The 18,277-nt window shown below is 57.0% G+C and carries 15 protein-coding genes and 3 tRNA genes; 5 read left to right on the top strand and 13 right to left on the bottom strand.

Features of this window, described 5'->3' with window-relative positions; translation table 11 throughout:
- Nucleotides 1–42: 42 nt before the first annotated feature.
- From tuf to ACXAE6_RS08155, 7 genes are all read right to left on the bottom strand, one after another.
- A complete protein-coding gene (gene tuf, locus ACXAE6_RS08185; protein WP_475146493.1) occupies nt 43–1,239 on the bottom strand; it encodes an elongation factor Tu in 1,197 nt (398 codons plus the stop codon).
- Nucleotides 1,240–1,311: 72 nt separating this feature from the next.
- A tRNA-Thr gene (locus ACXAE6_RS08180) sits at nt 1,312–1,386 on the bottom strand.
- A 32-nt stretch (nt 1,387–1,418) separates the two neighbouring features.
- Nucleotides 1,419–1,492: transfer RNA gene (locus ACXAE6_RS08175), tRNA-Gly, on the bottom strand.
- 22 nt (nt 1,493–1,514) lie between these two features.
- Nucleotides 1,515–1,599, bottom strand: a tRNA-Tyr gene (locus ACXAE6_RS08170).
- A gap of 172 nt (nt 1,600–1,771) precedes the next feature.
- A complete protein-coding gene (locus ACXAE6_RS08165) occupies nt 1,772–2,422 on the bottom strand; it encodes an SPOR domain-containing protein (protein ID WP_475146492.1) in 651 nt (216 codons plus the stop codon).
- Nucleotides 2,422–3,135, bottom strand: coding sequence for a type III pantothenate kinase (locus tag ACXAE6_RS08160; RefSeq protein WP_475146491.1), 714 nt, complete (start codon nt 3,133–3,135; stop codon nt 2,422–2,424). Before ACXAE6_RS08160 ends, ACXAE6_RS08165 begins: the two co-directional genes overlap by 1 nt.
- Entirely contained in the window at nt 3,129–4,094 is a 966-nt protein-coding gene (locus ACXAE6_RS08155) for a biotin--[acetyl-CoA-carboxylase] ligase (protein ID WP_475146490.1), read from the bottom strand. The genes ACXAE6_RS08160 and ACXAE6_RS08155 overlap by 7 nt, the downstream gene beginning before the upstream one ends.
- 211 nt (nt 4,095–4,305) lie before the next feature.
- On the opposite strand from ACXAE6_RS08155, the gene ACXAE6_RS08150 reads away from it, so the two are divergent.
- Nucleotides 4,306–5,940 (top strand): methyl-accepting chemotaxis protein, encoded by a 1,635-nt coding sequence (locus ACXAE6_RS08150; RefSeq protein WP_475146489.1) that lies wholly within the window; start codon nt 4,306–4,308, stop codon nt 5,938–5,940.
- Between the two features lie 62 nt (nt 5,941–6,002).
- On the opposite strand, the gene ACXAE6_RS08145 is transcribed toward ACXAE6_RS08150, so the two are convergent.
- From ACXAE6_RS08145 to ACXAE6_RS08120, 6 genes are all read right to left on the bottom strand, one after another.
- Entirely contained in the window at nt 6,003–6,839 is an 837-nt protein-coding gene (locus ACXAE6_RS08145; protein WP_475146488.1) for an ABC transporter permease subunit, read from the bottom strand.
- Nucleotides 6,836–7,750, bottom strand: a complete 915-nt coding sequence (locus tag ACXAE6_RS08140) for an ABC transporter permease subunit (protein WP_475146487.1) — start codon at nt 7,748–7,750, stop codon at nt 6,836–6,838. Before ACXAE6_RS08140 ends, ACXAE6_RS08145 begins: the two co-directional genes overlap by 4 nt.
- Nucleotides 7,747–8,856 (bottom strand): ABC transporter ATP-binding protein, encoded by a 1,110-nt coding sequence (locus ACXAE6_RS08135; RefSeq protein ID WP_475151728.1) that lies wholly within the window; start codon nt 8,854–8,856, stop codon nt 7,747–7,749. Before ACXAE6_RS08135 ends, ACXAE6_RS08140 begins: the two co-directional genes overlap by 4 nt.
- Before the next feature lie 186 nt (nt 8,857–9,042).
- Complete coding sequence (locus tag ACXAE6_RS08130) at nt 9,043–10,134, bottom strand: polyamine ABC transporter substrate-binding protein (RefSeq protein WP_475146486.1); 1,092 nt, start codon at nt 10,132–10,134, stop codon at nt 9,043–9,045.
- Between the two features lie 88 nt (nt 10,135–10,222).
- Nucleotides 10,223–11,575 (bottom strand): aspartate aminotransferase family protein, encoded by a 1,353-nt coding sequence (locus ACXAE6_RS08125; RefSeq protein ID WP_475146485.1) that lies wholly within the window; start codon nt 11,573–11,575, stop codon nt 10,223–10,225.
- Between the two features lie 13 nt (nt 11,576–11,588).
- A complete protein-coding gene (locus ACXAE6_RS08120; protein ID WP_475146484.1) occupies nt 11,589–12,941 on the bottom strand; it encodes a glutamine synthetase family protein in 1,353 nt (450 codons plus the stop codon).
- A 348-nt stretch (nt 12,942–13,289) separates the two neighbouring features.
- Between ACXAE6_RS08120 and ACXAE6_RS08115 the strand changes: the two genes are divergently transcribed.
- From ACXAE6_RS08115 to aguA, 4 genes are all read left to right on the top strand, one after another.
- Nucleotides 13,290–14,759 (top strand): NAD-dependent succinate-semialdehyde dehydrogenase, encoded by a 1,470-nt coding sequence (locus ACXAE6_RS08115; protein ID WP_475146483.1) that lies wholly within the window; start codon nt 13,290–13,292, stop codon nt 14,757–14,759.
- 26 nt (nt 14,760–14,785) lie between these two features.
- A complete protein-coding gene (locus ACXAE6_RS08110; RefSeq protein ID WP_475146482.1) occupies nt 14,786–16,147 on the top strand; it encodes a glutamine synthetase family protein in 1,362 nt (453 codons plus the stop codon).
- Between the two features lie 126 nt (nt 16,148–16,273).
- Complete coding sequence (gene aguB, locus ACXAE6_RS08105; protein WP_475146481.1) at nt 16,274–17,143, top strand: N-carbamoylputrescine amidase; 870 nt, start codon at nt 16,274–16,276, stop codon at nt 17,141–17,143.
- A gap of 1 nt (nt 17,144) precedes the next feature.
- On the top strand, nt 17,145–18,242 hold the full coding sequence (gene aguA / locus ACXAE6_RS08100; RefSeq protein ID WP_475146480.1) for an agmatine deiminase: 1,098 nt from the start codon (nt 17,145–17,147) through the stop codon (nt 18,240–18,242).
- Nucleotides 18,243–18,277 lie beyond the last annotated feature (35 nt).

Here is an 18,277-nt window from a genome sequence, read left to right as displayed (position 1 = left end):
TTCGCGTCCAGCGGAGTCACCCGAAGGTGACTCCAGCGATCATCACTCGATGATCTTGGCTACAACGCCGGCGCCAACGGTACGGCCACCTTCGCGGATCGCGAAGCGCAGACCTTCGTCCATGGCGATCGGAGCGATCAAAGTCACATCCATCTTGATGTTGTCGCCCGGCATAACCATCTCGACGCCTTCCGGCAGTTCGCACGCACCGGTTACGTCTGTGGTACGGAAGTAGAACTGCGGACGATAGCCTTTGAAGAACGGCGTGTGACGGCCACCTTCATCTTTGGACAGAACGTAGACTTCGGCTTCGAACTTGGTGTGCGGGGTGATGGTGCCCGGCTTCGCCAGTACCTGACCACGCTCCACTTCGTCACGCTTGGTACCACGCAGCAGGGCGCCAATGTTCTCACCCGCACGACCTTCGTCGAGCAGTTTGCGGAACATTTCCACACCGGTAACGGTGGTCTTGGTGGTGTCCTTGATGCCGACGATTTCGATTTCTTCGCCAGACTTCACGATGCCACGCTCAACACGACCAGTCACAACAGTACCGCGACCAGAGATGGAGAAGACGTCTTCAATCGGCATCAGGAACGGCTGATCGATCGCACGCTCCGGCTCAGGGATGTAAGAATCCAGTGCTTCCACCAGTTTCTTAACCGCAGTGGTGCCCATTTCGTTGTCGTCTTTGCCTTCCAGCGCCATCAGCGCAGAACCCGTGATCAACGGTGTGTCGTCACCCGGGAAGTCGTACTGGCTCAGCAGGTCACGAACTTCCATCTCAACCAGTTCCAGCAGCTCTTCGTCGTCGACCATGTCGGCCTTGTTCAGGAACACGACGATGTAAGGTACGCCAACCTGACGAGACAGCAGGATGTGTTCACGCGTCTGCGGCATCGGGCCGTCAGCAGCGGAGCAAACCAGGATCGCGCCGTCCATCTGAGCGGCACCGGTGATCATGTTCTTGACGTAGTCGGCGTGGCCCGGGCAGTCAACGTGCGCGTAGTGGCGAGCCGGTGAGTCATACTCAACGTGAGAGGTGGCAATGGTGATACCACGCTCACGCTCTTCCGGGGCGTTATCGATGCCGTCAAACGCCATCGCTGAACCGGTTCCCCATACGTCGTGGCAGACGCGAGTCAGCGCCGCTGTCAGGGTGGTCTTACCGTGGTCAACGTGACCAATGGTGCCCACGTTGACGTGGGGCTTGCTACGTTCAAAAGTCGCCTTGGACATGGTGTCAGCCTCTCACCAGGATGCTCATGCACAAAAGGCAGCCGCCAGCGCGCCTGCCTTTTGCAACCAAAATGGTGCTCACGATGAGATTTGAACTCATGACCTCTCCATTACCAATGGAGTGCTCTACCACTGAGCTACGCGAGCCTAACTACTTTTATGACCGAAGCCATAACGATTGGAGCGGGTAGCGGGAATCGAACCCGCATCATTAGCTTGGAAGGCTAAGGTTCTACCGTTGAACTATACCCGCAGCTTCCTCCGGAAGGAGGAAATGGTGGAGGGGGACGGATTCGAACCATCGAAGCATAAAGCGGCAGATTTACAGTCTGCTCCCTTTGACCACTCGGGAACCCCTCCAAGCGGGCGCAGAGTTTGCACCAAGCCCCAGAACCTGTCAACTCTGAACGAAAAGCTTTTTTCAATCAGAACAAGAACTTAGACGCCGGTACGACCCTGGCAAAACCTCTTGCCTTGCAAGAGAGCGCGCATCTTATTGATTCTCTTTGGCGATTGCAACACTGCGCTTCGATCAACAGCCGTAGCGTTGAAAATCGACACCTTCGAAACGATCCAGAATCGATTCCAGCGCGCTGTCGGACAACAATCGAGCGGCATCGGCAGCGATATTCAGATCACGCACTTCGCGCAAACGCTCAAACTCTTCGATGCGCGCATCAATGCCCGCCTCAACCAAAGCAGCGCGGCGATTTTCGGCATTGCTGCTTGAAGAAAACAGGCCCAGGGAAATACCTCCCTCAAGACGCCCCTGGTTGATCAGAAAACTCTCTACGCCATCGGCCTGTAATTGCGCCAACCGCTCACGCGCGCGTGCTGTTGAATCGAAGGGGCCGAGCACCACCCAATGATCGGTGCGTGTCACTTCGCTGCGGACTTGCTCTTCGGAGGGAACTTCCAGTGCCGTCAACCGGGCCTGAATGACCCGACTGTCTTCGACCGAACCAATACCACGAATCAGAATGCATTGGGCTGGCTGTTCGGCGTTATCACGCTGCCGACCTGACTGCGCTAATCGCGCCCGGGTGGCATCGTCCAGACCCAGATTATTCAGTTCGGCCAGCGCAACGGCTTCAGTCTTGTCATCGGGCTGTTGCTGCTGCCAGTAAATCCAGCCACCAAACACCAGATTCAGCGCCACCAGAGTCAGGATAATTGCTTTCATTACAGCGACGCCCGGTAATCGGAATCGGCGATCAATGTCATCATTCCCTCAAATATCAATTGCGGATCGTGGTCACCTGGCCAAGCGGATAAGGCGCGCAATGCGGGGGCGTCACCGCCGGTCCAGATCACATCCCGTGCTGCCACCGGAAACTGCGCAACGGCATTATCGACGGCACCCACCAAAGCCAGCACCGAACCATTGGCAATGCACTCGACGGTATCGCGGCCAGCATCCAGACTGCCCGGCGCGCTGACCGACGGCAGCGCGAATGTATCATCAACCAGCGCTCGACGCATCAGACTCAGCCCAGGCAGAATATAGCCGCCCCGATGCTGTCGATCGGCGCTGATCAAATCGATGGTCAGCGCCGTGCCGGCATCGATCACCACCACTGGCCGGCCGCGATCAAGCACCGCCAGCATTGCCAGCCAACGATCCACACCCAGACGCTGTGGATGAGCATACGCCAGCTGCAAACCATGCCAGCCATCTTTAACCGACAACTGCAGCACCGGCACATCCTGAGCCGTTAAATGCTGCGCCAACTGCGAACCCAGTTGTGACACGCTGGCAATCACCACCTCGGATGGTTGCAAACGCTGCACACAGTCCAGCACCTCGGCCTGATCCAGCAAGCGGCCGCTCTGGTCGCCAAAACGAAACTTGCACGAAGAGTTACCGCAATCGAGTAATAAAGGTGCACTTACCATCGCACTGAAACCTCACCACTATTAACACTGAATCGCTGTCCGTCAGACGACTCAACGACGAGCTGCCCGACATCATCCACGCCGCGAGCCACCACCGTTTCAGTGCCTTGGGTGCGCACCAGACGAACCGTGCGATCACGAATGCAATCGTACTGCGCCCACTCAGCCAGCAACTCATCCAGACCGGTCTCGCTACGCACCTGCTCAAAGACGCGGTGCAACTGATTGAGAATGGCGATCAGCAACGCATTGCGGTCGAGTTCACCGGACACCACATCCGCCAAAGCCACCGCCGGCTGATCCAGACCTTCCGGCTTGCGCGACACATTCAAACCCAAACCAATGGCCAACACCGGCTGATCCTGCGGATTACCCTGCAGTTCACAGAGGATGCCACCGAGTTTGGCGTCTGCCATATAAAGGTCGTTCGGCCATTTCAACACCACCGGCACCCTTAGCTGCGACCGCAAAGCGCGGGCGGTTGCCACCCCGGCCAGCAGGCTCGCTGCATACAGCGCCCGACTGGGCAAATCGGCCCGCAACGCAATCGATACCATCAGGTTCGACGCCGGCGGGCTGCGCCAGACACGACCGCGCCGACCACGTCCCTGATACTGATATTCCGCCGCACAGATCGACCAGCGCCCTGCTGCCGGTTTTTGCTCCATCACCCAACGGTTGGTCGAGTCCAGATCGGTCTGAATATCGAGCACCTGCAGAACAGCGCGCAAAGCATCATCCAGGCCGGCAAAAATACGCTCGCGATCCAGCAGACTGATTGGCTCTGCTAGCCGATAGCCGCGACCTTTAACCACATGAATGTCGACGCCCAACTCACCCAGCTGGGCAACCCAGGCAGCGATGGTCGGCCGACTAACGCCCAAAGCATTAGCCAGATCAGTGCCTGAGAGAAATTGATCGTGACGTAGCAGAGGCAACAATCGAAACAGCGATTTCATGACCGGGTCCTTAAAAAGTCGCCTCTATTTTGCCTGAATCCCAACAGGCCTGCCCAATACAGAGGCATTTTAATTTTGTTCATAAAGAAACCGCCCTGTGATTAAAAAAGCGTCACACCGAGCCGATATAATCCAATCTCCACCGCAACAAATGGACTGTGCGGACCCACACCTTCATCGCCCTTGGGAGGCACAGAGCCGGATGTTACGAATGACTCTTCGCGGGCAGTTTATCGCTGCCATCGCTTTACCCTGCCTGGTCTTAATATTGGTCAGCCTGGCCGGTATCTACGGTATGGCCAGCATTCAGAACCAAGCCAGAGCCCTGGCACAGAACACCAGTTTACCGCTGCGCGCCCTGGCAGAAGTGAACTCGCGCATTCCGCGTATGAGAGTTGGCTTCGACATGATGCTGCTACAGGAAGTACCCGGTATGCAGGATGCCAAAGGGGTCACCACGCGCATCCAGGAAGCGCGCAATGAAGACATTGTGGAAATGGAGCAGGCCTTGCAGACCGCACTGAACGCTCAGGCAACGCCCGAAGCGCGCGCTCAGGTACAGGGTCTGGTCGATCAGTTCAGCAACGTCAAACGCAATGTTCTTGAGCCTATTTTGGTAGCGCTGGAACGCAACAACCTCGATCGCGCTTACGATATTTACCGCAACCAATACGCCCCGGCTTACGGTGAAATGCGCGCTGCGGTGAATCAGGTACTCGATTATCTGGTTGAGCAAGCACAGCTGCGCCATGAAACCAGCGAAGCCAACTTCCGCTTCGTGCAACTGGAGATGATCGCTCTGGTGGTGTCCGCCTTGCTGGCGACCATCGTGGTATCAGCCATCATGCTGCGTCGTCTGAGCCGACGCGTGGTGCAATTGCAGAACCATATCGGCCAATCGGCCGCCAATCTGGATCTAAGCCGCGAACTGGAACTGCGCGGGCGCGACGAACTGGCTGACATCGCCAACGACTTCAACCAGTTCGTCGTTAAAATCCGCAGCGCCATAGAGGCGGTTGCCGATAACTCGCGCAAGCTGTCACAAACCGCCAGTGAAGTCGCATCCAAAGCACAGCTGACGCACGACAACTGCAGCAACGAACGCGACCGCTCCATGCAGATGGCCACCGCCATTAACGAAATGGGCGCCACCGTTGAGCACATCGCGCAGAATGCCTCGGAAGCGGCCGATTCAGCCAAGAAAGCTAATGAACAATCGGTCGAAGGCGCGCGCATTGTCGCTGAGGCGCGCCAGGGTGTGGGTCAGCTGTCTACCGAAATCGACAAGGTCAGCGATGTGATCGGCTCCTTGGCTGAACACACCGAATCCATCGGCGGCATCCTGGAAACCATTCGCGGCATTTCTGAACAAACCAACCTGCTGGCCTTGAACGCCGCCATCGAAGCGGCGCGTGCTGGCGAACAGGGTCGCGGCTTCGCTGTGGTCGCCGATGAAGTGCGTAATCTGGCCAATCGTTCAGCCGCCTCGACGGACGAAATTCAGGCGATGATCGACCAATTGCAGGAACAGGCAGCCAAGAGTGTGGATGCCATGCAGGACAGCAAATCGCACAGTCAGTCGGTGCGTGAACAGGCCGATGCGGCCAATCAGTCGCTGGGCAGCATCACGGCTTTTGTCGGCAGCATCAGCGAGGTCACCTTGCAAGTGGCGACAGCTACTGAAGAACAATCGACGGTCGTCGCCGAGTTGAGTCGCGACGTGGAAAGCATCAACACCCTGACCACAGAAACCGCAGAAATCGCCGACCAACTGACCGACTCCAGCCGGCAATTGAACGATCTCTCACAATTGCTGAACCAACTGGTGCGTCAGTTCAAGCTGTAATGCTGACCATTAAAAAAGCCCGTGATGAGCAATCATCACGGGCTTTTTTGTGCGCCGGTTATTCAGGCGCCCGCCGCCATCCGTAACGAAGCCTTATGGCGCTCATCCACACGACGCGACACATACCAGGAACCCAACGCCACCAGCGAGACAATACCGATGATGATGGTCGCCAGCGCATTCACCTTGGGAGTAACACCCAATTTCACCGAACTGAACACTTCAATCGGCAAGGTGGTCGCACCCGGACCGGTCACAAAACTGGCGATCACCACATCATCCAGCGACAGGGTGAACGACAATAACCAGGCTGAGAGAATCGAGGGTGCGATAATCGGCAGCGTCACCTTGAAGAAAGCCGTCAGCGGCGGTGCGCCCAAATCCAGCGCAGCCTCTTCCAGACTCTGATCCATCTCACGCAGCCGCGAGCTGATCACCACGGTCGAATAGGCAATACAGAAGGTGGTGTGCGCAATCCACACCGTCAACAAACCACGGTGCGGCGGCCAGCCAATGGTTTGAGCGGCGGCCACAAACAACAGCAGCATCGACAAACCGATGATCACATCGGGCATCACCAGCGGCGCGGTAATCATGCCGGAAAACAGCGTGCGGCCTTTAAAGCGCGAATAACGCACCATCACCACCGACGCCAGCAAGCCAATCACCACCGCTGCGGTAGCGGCATAGAACGCCACCTGAAACGAACGCCAGACTGCAGTCATCAACTGCTCATCGCGAAACAGTTCGCCGTACCATTTGGTTGACCAACCGGCCCAGACCGTCACCAGCCGTGACTCGTTAAAGGAATAGATAATCAACACCAGCATCGGCGCATAGAGAAAGACGATACCGAACCAGAAACACACCTTGCTGAGACTGAAACTGCGACGACTCATGAGTTCAGCTCCTTGTTCTGGTAACGGTGAAACAGCACGATGGGCACGATCAAAATCATAATCATCAACACCGCCAGTGCCGAAGCCACCGGCCAGTCACGGTTATTGAAAAACTCCTGCCACAACACCTTGCCGATCATCACCGTCTCGGCGCCACCGAGCAGTTCGGGAATGACGTACTCACCGACCACCGGAATAAACACCAACATGGAACCGGCAATAATGCCGTTTTTCGACAGCGGCAAGGTGATGCGGAAAAAGGTGGTCCACTGACGCGCGCCCAAATCGTTGGCAGCTTCGAGCAGGGTATGATCGTGCTTCACCAGATTGGCGTAGAGTGGCAAAATCATAAACGGCAGATAGGCGTACACCACCCCGACATAGACCGCGAAATCGGTGTTCAACATTTGGATCGGATCGTTAATAACACCCAGCCAAATCAGAAACGAATTAATAATGCCGCTGTTGCTCAGCAACCCCATCCAGGCATACACGCGAATCAGAAAAGAGGTCCAGGACGGCAACAGAATCAACAGCAATAACGTCGCCTGAACCCGTGCCGGCGCTTTGGCAATGGCGTACGCCATTGGGTAGCCCACCAGCAAACACAACAACGTTGAGTTGAAGGCAATACGGATCGAATTCCAATAAGCGTGGATATAAATATCGTCACTGAATAACCACAGATAAGAATCGAGGTTAAGGTGAATCGACAGCGCATTATTGGCCCACTCAAACATGGCGCTGTAAGGAGGAATGGCCAATTCAGAGGTGGCGAAGGAAATCTTGGCGACAATGATAAAAGGCAGCAGGAAGAACAACAGCAACCAGGCATAAGGCACCGAGATCACCCAGCGACGCCCCCCTGGCAGTCGGCTCAGATCGAGCTTGCGCAGTTTAAGGTCACTCATGGGCGAATCACCACACCGCTGTCGTCGGCCCAATGAATATAAACTTCATCGTCCCAGCTCGGTCGCTCGGCGCGACGTTCGGTATTGGCGAGAAAGCACTGCACAATTTTGCCGCTCGGTAACCGCACGTGATAAACCGAATGGCCGCCCAGATAGGCAATGTCGTGCACGATGCCGGACGACCAGTTGGCCTCACCGTCGGGCTGCTGCAGCGACAGCCAGGTTTTTTCCGGACGCAGGGCGTACAACATGGCGCGGTCCTCAGCGCTCGAACTGACGCCGTGGCCAATATAAATTTCCCGCTCCAGATCAACACAGTACAAGCGCATATGGTCGCCTTCGTCGGCAATGATTTCGCCTTCGAACAAATTCACCGAACCAATAAATTCCGCCACCATCCGATTGACCGGGCTTTCGTAAACGTCGACCGGCGAACCGACTTGCTGGATATAACCTTCATCCATAATGGCGATGCGATCGGCCATGGTCATGGCTTCTTCCTGATCGTGCGTCACCATCACACAGGTCACGCCAACGTTTTCCAGAATATCGACCACCTCCAACTGCATTTCAGTGCGCAGTTTTTTATCCAGTGCGCCCATGGGTTCGTCCAGCAGCAACAGCTTGGGTTGCTTGGCCAGACTGCGCGCCAGTGCCACCCGCTGACGCTGACCGCCCGATAACTGATGCGGTTTGCGCCGGGCGTATTTTTCCATATGCACCAGCTTGAGCATGCGCTGCACGCGCTCGGCGATGATGTCTCTGGATAACTTGTCCTGCTTCAAACCGAACGCCACGTTTTGCTCCACCGACATATGCGGGAACAAGGCGTAGGACTGAAACATCATATTGATCTGACGCTGGTAAGGCGGCTGCCAGGTAATATCTTCACCATCGAGAATGATGCGACCTTCGGTAGGAATTTCGAAGCCGGCCATCATGCGCAGCAAGGTGGATTTACCGGAACCGGAAGCGCCCAGCAAAGCAAAAATTTCGCCTTTGCGGATATCCAGACTGACGTTGTCGACGGCCAGGGCGTCGTCAAAATATTTGCTGATGCCTTCGATCCGCAACAGGGTTTCACTGCCCTGCTGCTGGTGTTGCATCTCGTTTTGCTGGCGACGCGCGCCCGCCGATATTGCCATCTGCTGCCCCCTTCGGTGGTCAGGCCAATTGGGTATTTTTGGTTTTTTAATTGGGATCTGCGATCGGCTTGCCGCAAAGGTCCTGTCACCAAGGCCCTTGCGGCAAGCGCCGGGTAAGGGCCGGGATAGTCCCGGCCCGGTCAAAAATCAGCTACCTGATTTGAGACGTGTCCAACTGCGCGTCATAACGCGCTGAACGGAGTTGGACAACACTTCGAAAGAATAGAGTTCCGTGCCTTCTTCCGGGTAAATGCCAGGATTGTTGAGGATTTCCGGATCAATGTACGGACGAGCCGCTGCAACCGGGCTGCCATACCAGACGTAGTTGGTCAGATCAGCGGCCGGCTGCGGCTGCAGAATGTAGTTAATAAACGCATGGGCTGCTTCGGCGTTACGCGAGTCGGCTGGAATCACCATCATGTCAGCCCACAAAGCGGAACCTTCGCGCGGGATGTAGTAATCCACAGTGACCCCGTTTTCGGCTTCTTCAGCACGGGCCATGGCTTGAAACACATCGCCGGACCAACCGATGGAGACGCAAACATCGCCATTGGCCAAATCAGTGACATAGCGCGAGCTGTGGAAATACTGAACGTAGGGGCGAATGGCTTGCAGACTTTCAGCTGCCTGGGCGAAATCATCCGGATCGCTGCTGTTCGGATTTTTACCCTGGTACTTGAGATAGGCGCGCAGCACTTCTTCCGGGGAGTCCAGCATGGTAATGCCGCACTCGGCCAGCTTAGAAGCGTATTCCGGTTGGAAGATCAGATCCCAGGAACCAATAGGCGCATCATCACCCAGAATTTCCTGAACCTTGTCGACGTTATAACCAATACCCGTGGTGCCCCACTGCCAAGGCACACCGTATTGATTGCCTGGGTCGTAGGTTTCCAGCGTGGCCATCAGTTCCATATCCAGGTTGCCCCAGTTCGGGATCAGCGACTTATCCAGTTTCTGATAAGCACCGGCCTGAATTTGACGCGCCATATAGTCGGTGGTCGGCATCACCAGGTCGTAACCGGACTGACCGGACAACACCTTGGCTTCCAGAATGTCGTTCGAGTCGTAAACGTCATAGACGGTGTCGATACCGGTTTCGGCGGTGAAATTTTCCAGCGTGTCTTCAGCGATGTAGTCGGACCAGTTATAGATACGAACCACTTGATCTTCGGCCAAGGCCGCGCCGGCCACTGATGCCGCCAGGGCGGTCAGGGCGACGGTTTTGCTCAATGTCTTCATTGGTAGGGACTCCCCTGCAGTATCATGATGCGGCCAGCCCGAAACCGGGCCTTCGGCCTTAACGCCAACAGTCGACGAACGCGGTCCACTAGAGCGCGGTGAGCGTATTATCCAATGCTTGCCGGGTCTTGGCGACCAGTTCGTCGATTTCAGCGTGATTAATGACAAGCGGTGGCGACATCAACATCGTATCGCCGGTTGCGCGCAAAATGAGCCCTTCTTCGAGGGCTTTATCCCGGCACAGCGTACCCGTTTGTCCTTCGTCAGCGTAGCGACGTCGGCTGGTCTTGTCTTGCACCAGCTCAACAGCGCCCAACATACCGACACCGCGGACCTCACCCACCAAAGGGTGGTCCGCCAATGTCCGCAACTGTGATTGCATATAGGGAGCGGTTTCCGTTTTCACCCGATCGATGATGCCCTCGGTGCGCAGAATCCGCAGATTTTCCAGAGCCACGGCCGCACTGACCGGATGCCCCGAATAGGTAAAACCATGATGGAATTCGCCACCACTTTTCAACACCTCAGCGACGTCGTCCGACACCATCACACCGCCAATCGGCAGATAACCCGATGACAGTCCTTTGGCGATCGGCATCAGGTCCGCCTGGATATCAAAAGTGTCGCAGCCAAACCATTCACCAGTGCGGCCAAAACCGCAGATAACTTCATCGGCCACCAGCAGAATATTGTACTGGCGCACAATGCGTTGAATTTCCGGCCAGTAGGTTGCCGGCGGAATGATGATGCCACCGGCGCCCTGAATCGGTTCGGCAATAAAAGCCGCTACATTGTCAGCACCCAGTTCGAGGATTTTCTCTTCCAGTGCTTGCGCGGCGACTAAACCAAAGTCGTCCGGACTCAAATCACCGCCTTCACCAAACCAGTACGGCTGACGAATATGGGCGACGCCGCTGATCGGCAAATCGCCCTGAGCGTGCATGGGTTTCATACCACCGAGACTGGCGCCGGCAACGGTGGAGCCGTGATAACCATTGTGACGGCCGATGATGGTTTTCTTGGTCGGCTTGCCTTTGATGTCCCAGTAACGGCGCACCATGCGAAACACGGTGTCGTTGGCTTCACTGCCGCTGTTGGTAAAGAAGCTGTGGTTGATGTGCGGTGGTGCAATCTCGGCGAGCGTTGCGGCCAATTCGACCACCGGCGGCGTCGCCGTTTTGAAGAACAGATTGTAATACGGCAGCTCGCTCATCTGCTGGCGCGCTGCCTCGACCAACTCCTGGCGACCGTAGCCAAGATTCACACACCACAAACCGGCAAAGGCATCCAGATAGGCTTTGCCGGTGCTGTCCCAGATGGTCACGCCCTGGGCCCGGGTAATGATGCGCGCACCATCGCGGGCTATGGCGCCGCTGTCACCAAAAGGATGCAGATGGTGGTCGGCATCCTGTTGTTGCCAATGCGCCGTGGTCTGAGTCATCTGGGCCTCCCGGTCACACCGCTGACAACAAAAACTCGCGTTCCCAGGAACTGATCACCCGCTTAAAACCTTCCTGTTCGGCCCAGCGTGTGGCGATAAAACCATCGACAAACTGGCCGCCGAGAATCTCGCGCACAGTGTCGTTGGAGGCCATCATGTCGAGCGCCGCTTCGAGGTTAAAAGGCACGTCCGGATCGGCTTCAGCACCGGCGCGACCGGCCATGGGTTTGCGCGGTTTCAAATCCTGAACCATGCCCAGATAACCGCACGCCAGATTCGCCGCCAGCGCCAGATACGGATTGGTATCGGAACCGGGCAAACGGTTTTCCACGCGTCGCGCTTCCGGCGGCGCATTGGGGACACGCAAACCACAGGTACGGTTTTCTTCGCCCCATTCAATGTTCACCGGGGCATTGCCATCAGCGCCGGGCAGATAGCGGCGATACGAATTCACGTTGGGCGCGAACATCGGCATCATAAAAGGAATGTAGGTTTGCAGACCGGCGATGTAATTCAGAAAACGCGGCGAGGCTGAACCGTCTTTGTTGGAAAACAGATTCTGGCCGGTTTTGATGTCGATCAGCGACTGATGAATGTGCATCGAACTGCCCGGCTCACCGGTGATCGGCTTGGCCATAAAGGTGGCGCCGATTTTGTGTTTCAGTGCGGCTTCGCGCACCGTGCGCTTGAACACAAAGACCTGATCGGCCAGCGTCATCGCCTCGCCGTGACGGAAGTTGAATTCCATCTGGGCGGTGCCTTCTTCGTGGATCAGGGTGTCGATGTCCAGCTCCATCGCCTCACACCAGTCATAGATGTCGTCGATGATCGGGTCGAACTCGTTGGCGGCATCGATGGAAAACGACTGACGGCCACTTTCCTTACGACCGGAACGACCGATCGGGGGCTCCAGAGGTAAGTCCGGATCGGTGCAGCGCTGGGTCAGATAGAACTCCACTTCCGGCGCGACGATCGGCTTCCAGCCCTGTTCTTCATAAAGCGCCAGAACTTTGCGCAACACCGCGCGCGGCGACAGGCCGATCATATTGCCCATCGAATCGTAGCAATCGTGAATCACCTGGGCGGTCGGCTCCTCGGCCCAGGGCACAACAAAGCAGGCGCGCTCGTCCGGCCGCAGCAACATATCAATGTCGGCCGGATCGAGCAGGTTGTAGTAGGCATCATCGTCCGGGTAATCACCGGTGGCGGTTTGCAGCAGAACGCTTTCGGGTAAGCGAATGCCGCCTTCATTAATGAACTTACTGGTGGGCTGAATTTTTCCCCGGGCAATGCCGGTCTGGTCGGGCGTGACGCATTCCACTTCGGTGATGCGATTGTCTTTCAGCCACTTAATCAGGTTTTCCATAGATTTCCGTGCAGTTATCGCGCCTAAAACGGGGCGTCACCGAACGGCCTCAAGGCGTTATAGGGTCATGGTCCGCCAACACATCGATAGCGTTGGTCAGGCGACTTAATTATAGGAGCGAGTTGACATTCCGGCACCGAAAATTAATGGGTGTCGAAAACCGCGTTCAAACGCTCGGTTTAGCGGCCATGTATAATATTTAAAACACTTACCCCGCCCATTCATGCCCATAAAACCTAGTGTTGTCAAATATTCTAATCACGCACTTGAGCTCAGGGCGCAAATGGGGTTAGCTTGATGGCTGCCATTCCAACACGACAAATCCGGACGCTTTTTTGGCGCCTTCGGATGCGAAGGAGACCCAGCGTGACCCATCCTCTGCTGCACACTCAAAGCTACATTAACGGTCAATGGAGCCGTGCCGCTTCGGGACGCCAATACGATGTCGTCAACCCGGCAACAGGAAAGGTTCTGGCACAGCTCGCCGATTGCGGGCAAGACGACGCCAGCGCCGCCATCGAAGCGGCCCACGCCGCCTTCGGTTCCTGGAAACAGCAGACCGCTAAGGCGCGCGCCCAGATTCTGCGTCGCTGGTTCGATCTGATCATGCAACACCAGGACAGCCTGGCTGAATTAATGACGCTGGAATGCGGCAAACCCCTGGCCGAATCCAAGGGCGAGGTCGCCTATGGCGCGTCCTTTATTGAGTGGTTTGCCGAAGAAGGCAAACGCGCCTACGGCGATGCCATTCCCACTCACGCGGGCGACAAACGCGTCTTCGCCATCAAACAGCCAGTCGGTGTCTGCACCGCCATCACGCCGTGGAATTTCCCGTTGGCAATGATCGGCCGCAAGGTCGGGCCGGCTTTGGCCGCCGGCTGCACCATGGTGGTCAAACCCGCCGAAGCCACACCTTTTACCGCCCTGGCCCTGGCACAACTGGGCGAGGAAGCTGGTTTGCCGGCGGGCGTCTTTAACGTCGTGACCGCCAGCAACGGCAAAGCCGTGGGCGAGGTGCTCAGCACTCACCCTTTGGTGCGCAAAATCAGCTTCACCGGCTCCACCCCCGTCGGTAAGCAATTGCTCAAACAGGCCGCCGACAGCGTTAAAAAGGTGTCGATGGAACTGGGTGGCAACGCGCCCTTTATTGTCTTCGATGACGCCGACCTTGATGCCGCCGTCGATGGCGCCATCGCCTCCAAATACCGCAACACAGGCCAGACCTGCGTGTGCGTTAACCGCTTTATCGTCCAGGCCGGCATTCACGACCAGTTCGCCCAAAAGCTGGCCGAACGCTCCAAGGAACTGAAAGTCGGTAATGGTCTGGATGAAGGTGTACAACAGGGTCCGCTGATTAACGAGGCGGGCCTGAAGAAAGTCGAAACCCTGCTTAAAGACGCCACCGATAACGGCGCCAAAGTGCTGACCGGCGGCCGGCGTCATAGCCTGGGTGGCAACTTCTTTGAGCCGACGGTGCTGACCGGCATTAGGCCCGAGATGCGCATCAGTCAGGAAGAAATTTTTGGCCCGCTGTCGGCCATTAGCGTCTTTAATACAGAAGACGAAGCCATCGCCATGGCCAACGACACGCCCTTTGGACTGGCGTCCTATTTCTACAGCGGCAATCTGGCACGCATCTGGCGCGTCGCCGAAGCCCTGGAATACGGCATGGTTGGCATCAATGAAGGGCTGATCTCCACCGAGATCGCCCCCTTCGGTGGCGTTAAAGAATCGGGTCTGGGCCGCGAAGGCAGCCACTATGGCCTCGACGAATACCTGGAGATCAAGTATCTCTGCCTGGGCGGTCTGGATCGCTGACCGCCACATCTTACTGAGACAACATCATGGCCCACCCTGAAATTGCCGCCTTTCTTGACCAGTATCCCGACGTCTCCACCGTCGAGCTGCTGGTCAGTGATTTGAACGGCGTCATTCGCGGCAAACGCATCGAAATCGACCTGCTGGAAAAAGTCTACGCCGAAGGCTTCAGCCTGCCTGGTTCGGTCATGGCGCTGGATGCCACCGGCACCACCGTCGAAGAAACCGGCCTGGGCGCCGAAGACGGTGACCGCGACCGCCTCTGCCTGCCTGTTCCCGGCTCACTGGCGCCGGTGCCCTGGCAAGGCGACGACCGCGCTCAGGCGCTGTTTTGCATGTTTGAGACCGACGCTGAAACCCCCTTCGCCATGGACCCACGTCAGGTGTTGGCCAGCGTCATCAAACGCTTCCAGCAACTGGGTTACACCCCGGGCATCGCGGTCGAACTGGAGTTCTACTTAATCGACACCGAACGCGACGCCAATGGCGGACTGCAACCGCCGGTGTCGCCAACCTCCGGCCGGCGCATGAGTTCCAAACAGGTCTATTCGATGGACGACCTCGATGAATACGACTTCTTTATTCGCGACGTCATCGACACCGCCCACGCCCAGAACATTCCCGCGGACACCGTCATCACCGAATACGCACCGGGCCAGTTCGAGGTCAACCTGCACCACTGCGACGATCCGATGAAAGCAGCCGATGACGCCGTCCTGCTGAAGCGCGTCATCGCTCAGGTCGCCCGCAAATGGGAAATGGAAGCCACTTTTATGGCCAAGCCCTATATCGAAGAAGCGGGCAGCGGCATGCACATTCATTTAAGCCTGATGGATGACAGTGGCACCAACATCTTCGCCGCCGAAGACCCAGAGCAGAACGACTATATGCGCTGGGCCATGGGCGGCCTGATTGCCATGGCCGACGGCGTCCAGGCGCTGCTGTGCCCGTCAATCAACTCCTACCGCCGGCTGTCACCCGATGCCTTCGCACCCACCTCCAAAACCTGGGGTTACGACAACCGAACCCTGGCGCTGCGCATTCCCTCGGGCAGCATCGAAGCCACTCGGGTTGAACACCGCTTCAGCGGCGCCGATGCCAATCCTTACCTGGCGGTGGCAGCGGTTTTGGCCGGTGTTACCGAAGGCCTGCAAAACCGCATCGAACCGCCCGACCCGGTCACCGGCAATGCTTACGATCAGGAACACCCGGTTATCGCCGACAACCCGCGCGATGCACTGCGCGCCATGGACCGAGACCCGCGCGTTAACACCTGGTTCGGCGAAGACTTCATCGACATGTACCGCATCTGCAAATGGAGTGAAGTGCGGTTATTCGAACATCAGGTAACGCCGTTGGAATATGAGTTGTTATTGCCCTATGTTTGAGAGGCCAGAAGGGCCGGGAAACGCTTAACGGAAGACGCTAAAAAAATGACAAGACAATAGCAAAAACCGGCCCTAAAATGCGCCGCCCTTTGGGCACTCACTCATTGAAAACCGGAGAAGATGCAGATGCGCCAGGTCACCGTAGCCGCCACCCAGATGAGCTGTGGTTGGGACGTCGACGCCAACATTGCCAAAGCGGACCAACTGGTACGCCAGGCCGCGAGTCAGGGTGCGCAAATCATCCTGATACAGGAGTTGTTCGAGCGCTGCTATTTCTGCCAGAAACAGAAAGAAGCCTATCTGCACTTCGCCACCCCAATGTCCGAGAATCCGGCCATCGCGCATTTCCAGAAAGTCGCTGCTGAATTGAAGGTGGTATTGCCGATCAGCTTTTACGAACGCGCCAACAACGCCTACTACAATAGCGTCGCCATCATCGACGCCGACGGCAGCAATTTAGGCATCTACCGCAAGACGCATATCCCCGATGGCCCCGGCTACTCAGAAAAATTCTATTTCACGCCGGGCGATACCGGTTTTAAAGTTTGGGACACCGCTTATGCACGCATCGGCGTCGGCATTTGCTGGGATCAGTGGTTCCCGGAAACCGCGCGCGCCATGGCACTGCAAGGCGCCGAACTGCTGTTCTACCCGACCGCAATCGGCAGCGAACCGCAAGACAGCGGCATCGATTCCCGCGACCACTGGCAACGCACCCAGCAAGGTCACGCCGCCGCCAACTTAACGCCCTATATCGCCAGCAACCGCACCGGCGTGGAAACCGAAGGTGAACAATCGATTACCTTCTATGGCTCCTCTTTCATCGCCAACGAACTGGGCGAAAAAGTCGCCGAATTCGGCCGCGAAGAAGAGGGTGTGTTGGTGCACAGTTTCGATCTCGATGAAGTCGCCGCCACCCGTCACGCCTGGGGTGTTTTCCGCGACCGCCGGCCTGATCTATACAGCCCATTACTGACCAAGGACGGAGGCCGCTGAGGTGCCCTTTCCACTCGCCTCAACACCGCGCGCCGATGGTTTCTATATGCCCGCCGAATGGCATCCGCACCGCCAGACCTGGATGCTGTGGCCCGAACGCCCGGACAACTGGCGCTACGGCGCCAAGCCGGCGCAACGCGCCTACACCGCTGTCGCCGAAGCCATCGCCCGTTTTGAACCAGTCACCATGGGTGTTTCGGCCGATCAATACGAAAACGCCTGCGCCCGTCTGAGCGAAAAAATCCGCGTTGTCGAACTGTCGAGCAACGACGCCTGGGTGCGCGACACCGGCCCGACCTTTGTCATCGACGGCAACGGCAACCAGCGCGCCAACGACTGGGAATTTAATGCCTGGGGCGGCTTGACCGGCGGTCTCTATCAGCCGTGGAATCGCGACGATCAGGTAGCGCAGAAAATCTGCAATATGGAACGCATCGAACGTTACCGCACCGATGGTTTTGTACTCGAAGGCGGCGCCATTCATGTCGATGGTGAAGGCACCCTGATGACCACCGAAGAGTGCCTGCTGAACCCCAACCGTAATCCCCATTTAAGCCGCGGCGAGATCGAGCAAAAGCTGCGCGACCACCTTAGCATCGACAAAGTTCTGTGGTTACCCGAAGGCATCTACAACGACGAAACCAACGGCCACATCGACAACATCGCCTGCTTTATCGAACCAGGCCATGTGGTATTGGCCTGGACCGATGACGAGAGCGACCCGCAATACCAACGCAGCCGCACCGCTTTGGAATATCTGCAAAGCCAAAGCGATGCCCGTGGCCGCAAACTCAAAGTCAGCAAAGTGCCGCTGCCACAACCGCTGATCCAAACCGATGATGAAGCCGACGGCATCGACCAGGCCGCCAAAGCCTGGCCGCGCCGCGCTGGTGAACGCATGGCGGCGAGCTACGTGAATTTCCTGCTGGTCAACGGCGGCTTAATCCTGCCCGCCTTTGGCGATGCGATGGACGAACGGGCGGCGAATATCCTCAGCGATCTGTGTCCGAACCGGGAAATCGTGCCGGTGGCGAGTCGGGAGATTTTATTGGGCGGCGGCAATATTCATTGCATTACCCAGCAACAGCCCCTGGCTTAAAAGACGGGGCTGTTCATACCGCCTCTATTAGCCCA

Source organism: Saccharospirillum sp. ABV4_185 (assembly GCF_056159245.1).
This window is presented reverse-complemented; position numbering and strand designations above follow the sequence as displayed.

Coding starts and splice junctions, on each gene's coding strand:
- ACXAE6_RS08110 (WP_475146482.1), top strand. CDS start 14,786: ATGGCCCACCCTGAAATTGCCGCCTTTCTTGACCAGTATCCCGACGTC.
- aguB (WP_475146481.1), top strand. CDS start 16,274: ATGCGCCAGGTCACCGTAGCCGCCACCCAGATGAGCTGTGGTTGGGAC.
- ACXAE6_RS08160 (WP_475146491.1), bottom strand. CDS start 3,135: ATGGTAAGTGCACCTTTATTACTCGATTGCGGTAACTCTTCGTGCAAG.
- ACXAE6_RS08135 (WP_475151728.1), bottom strand. CDS start 8,856: ATGCAACACCAGCAGCAGGGCAGTGAAACCCTGTTGCGGATCGAAGGC.
- ACXAE6_RS08140 (WP_475146487.1), bottom strand. CDS start 7,750: ATGAGTGACCTTAAACTGCGCAAGCTCGATCTGAGCCGACTGCCAGGG.
- ACXAE6_RS08155 (WP_475146490.1), bottom strand. CDS start 4,094: ATGAAATCGCTGTTTCGATTGTTGCCTCTGCTACGTCACGATCAATTT.
- ACXAE6_RS08125 (WP_475146485.1), bottom strand. CDS start 11,575: ATGACTCAGACCACGGCGCATTGGCAACAACAGGATGCCGACCACCAT.
- ACXAE6_RS08165 (WP_475146492.1), bottom strand. CDS start 2,422: ATGAAAGCAATTATCCTGACTCTGGTGGCGCTGAATCTGGTGTTTGGT.
- ACXAE6_RS08130 (WP_475146486.1), bottom strand. CDS start 10,134: ATGAAGACATTGAGCAAAACCGTCGCCCTGACCGCCCTGGCGGCATCA.
- ACXAE6_RS08115 (WP_475146483.1), top strand. CDS start 13,290: ATGCGAAGGAGACCCAGCGTGACCCATCCTCTGCTGCACACTCAAAGC.
- ACXAE6_RS08150 (WP_475146489.1), top strand. CDS start 4,306: ATGACTCTTCGCGGGCAGTTTATCGCTGCCATCGCTTTACCCTGCCTG.
- ACXAE6_RS08145 (WP_475146488.1), bottom strand. CDS start 6,839: ATGAGTCGTCGCAGTTTCAGTCTCAGCAAGGTGTGTTTCTGGTTCGGT.
- tuf (WP_475146493.1), bottom strand. CDS start 1,239: ATGTCCAAGGCGACTTTTGAACGTAGCAAGCCCCACGTCAACGTGGGC.
- ACXAE6_RS08120 (WP_475146484.1), bottom strand. CDS start 12,941: ATGGAAAACCTGATTAAGTGGCTGAAAGACAATCGCATCACCGAAGTG.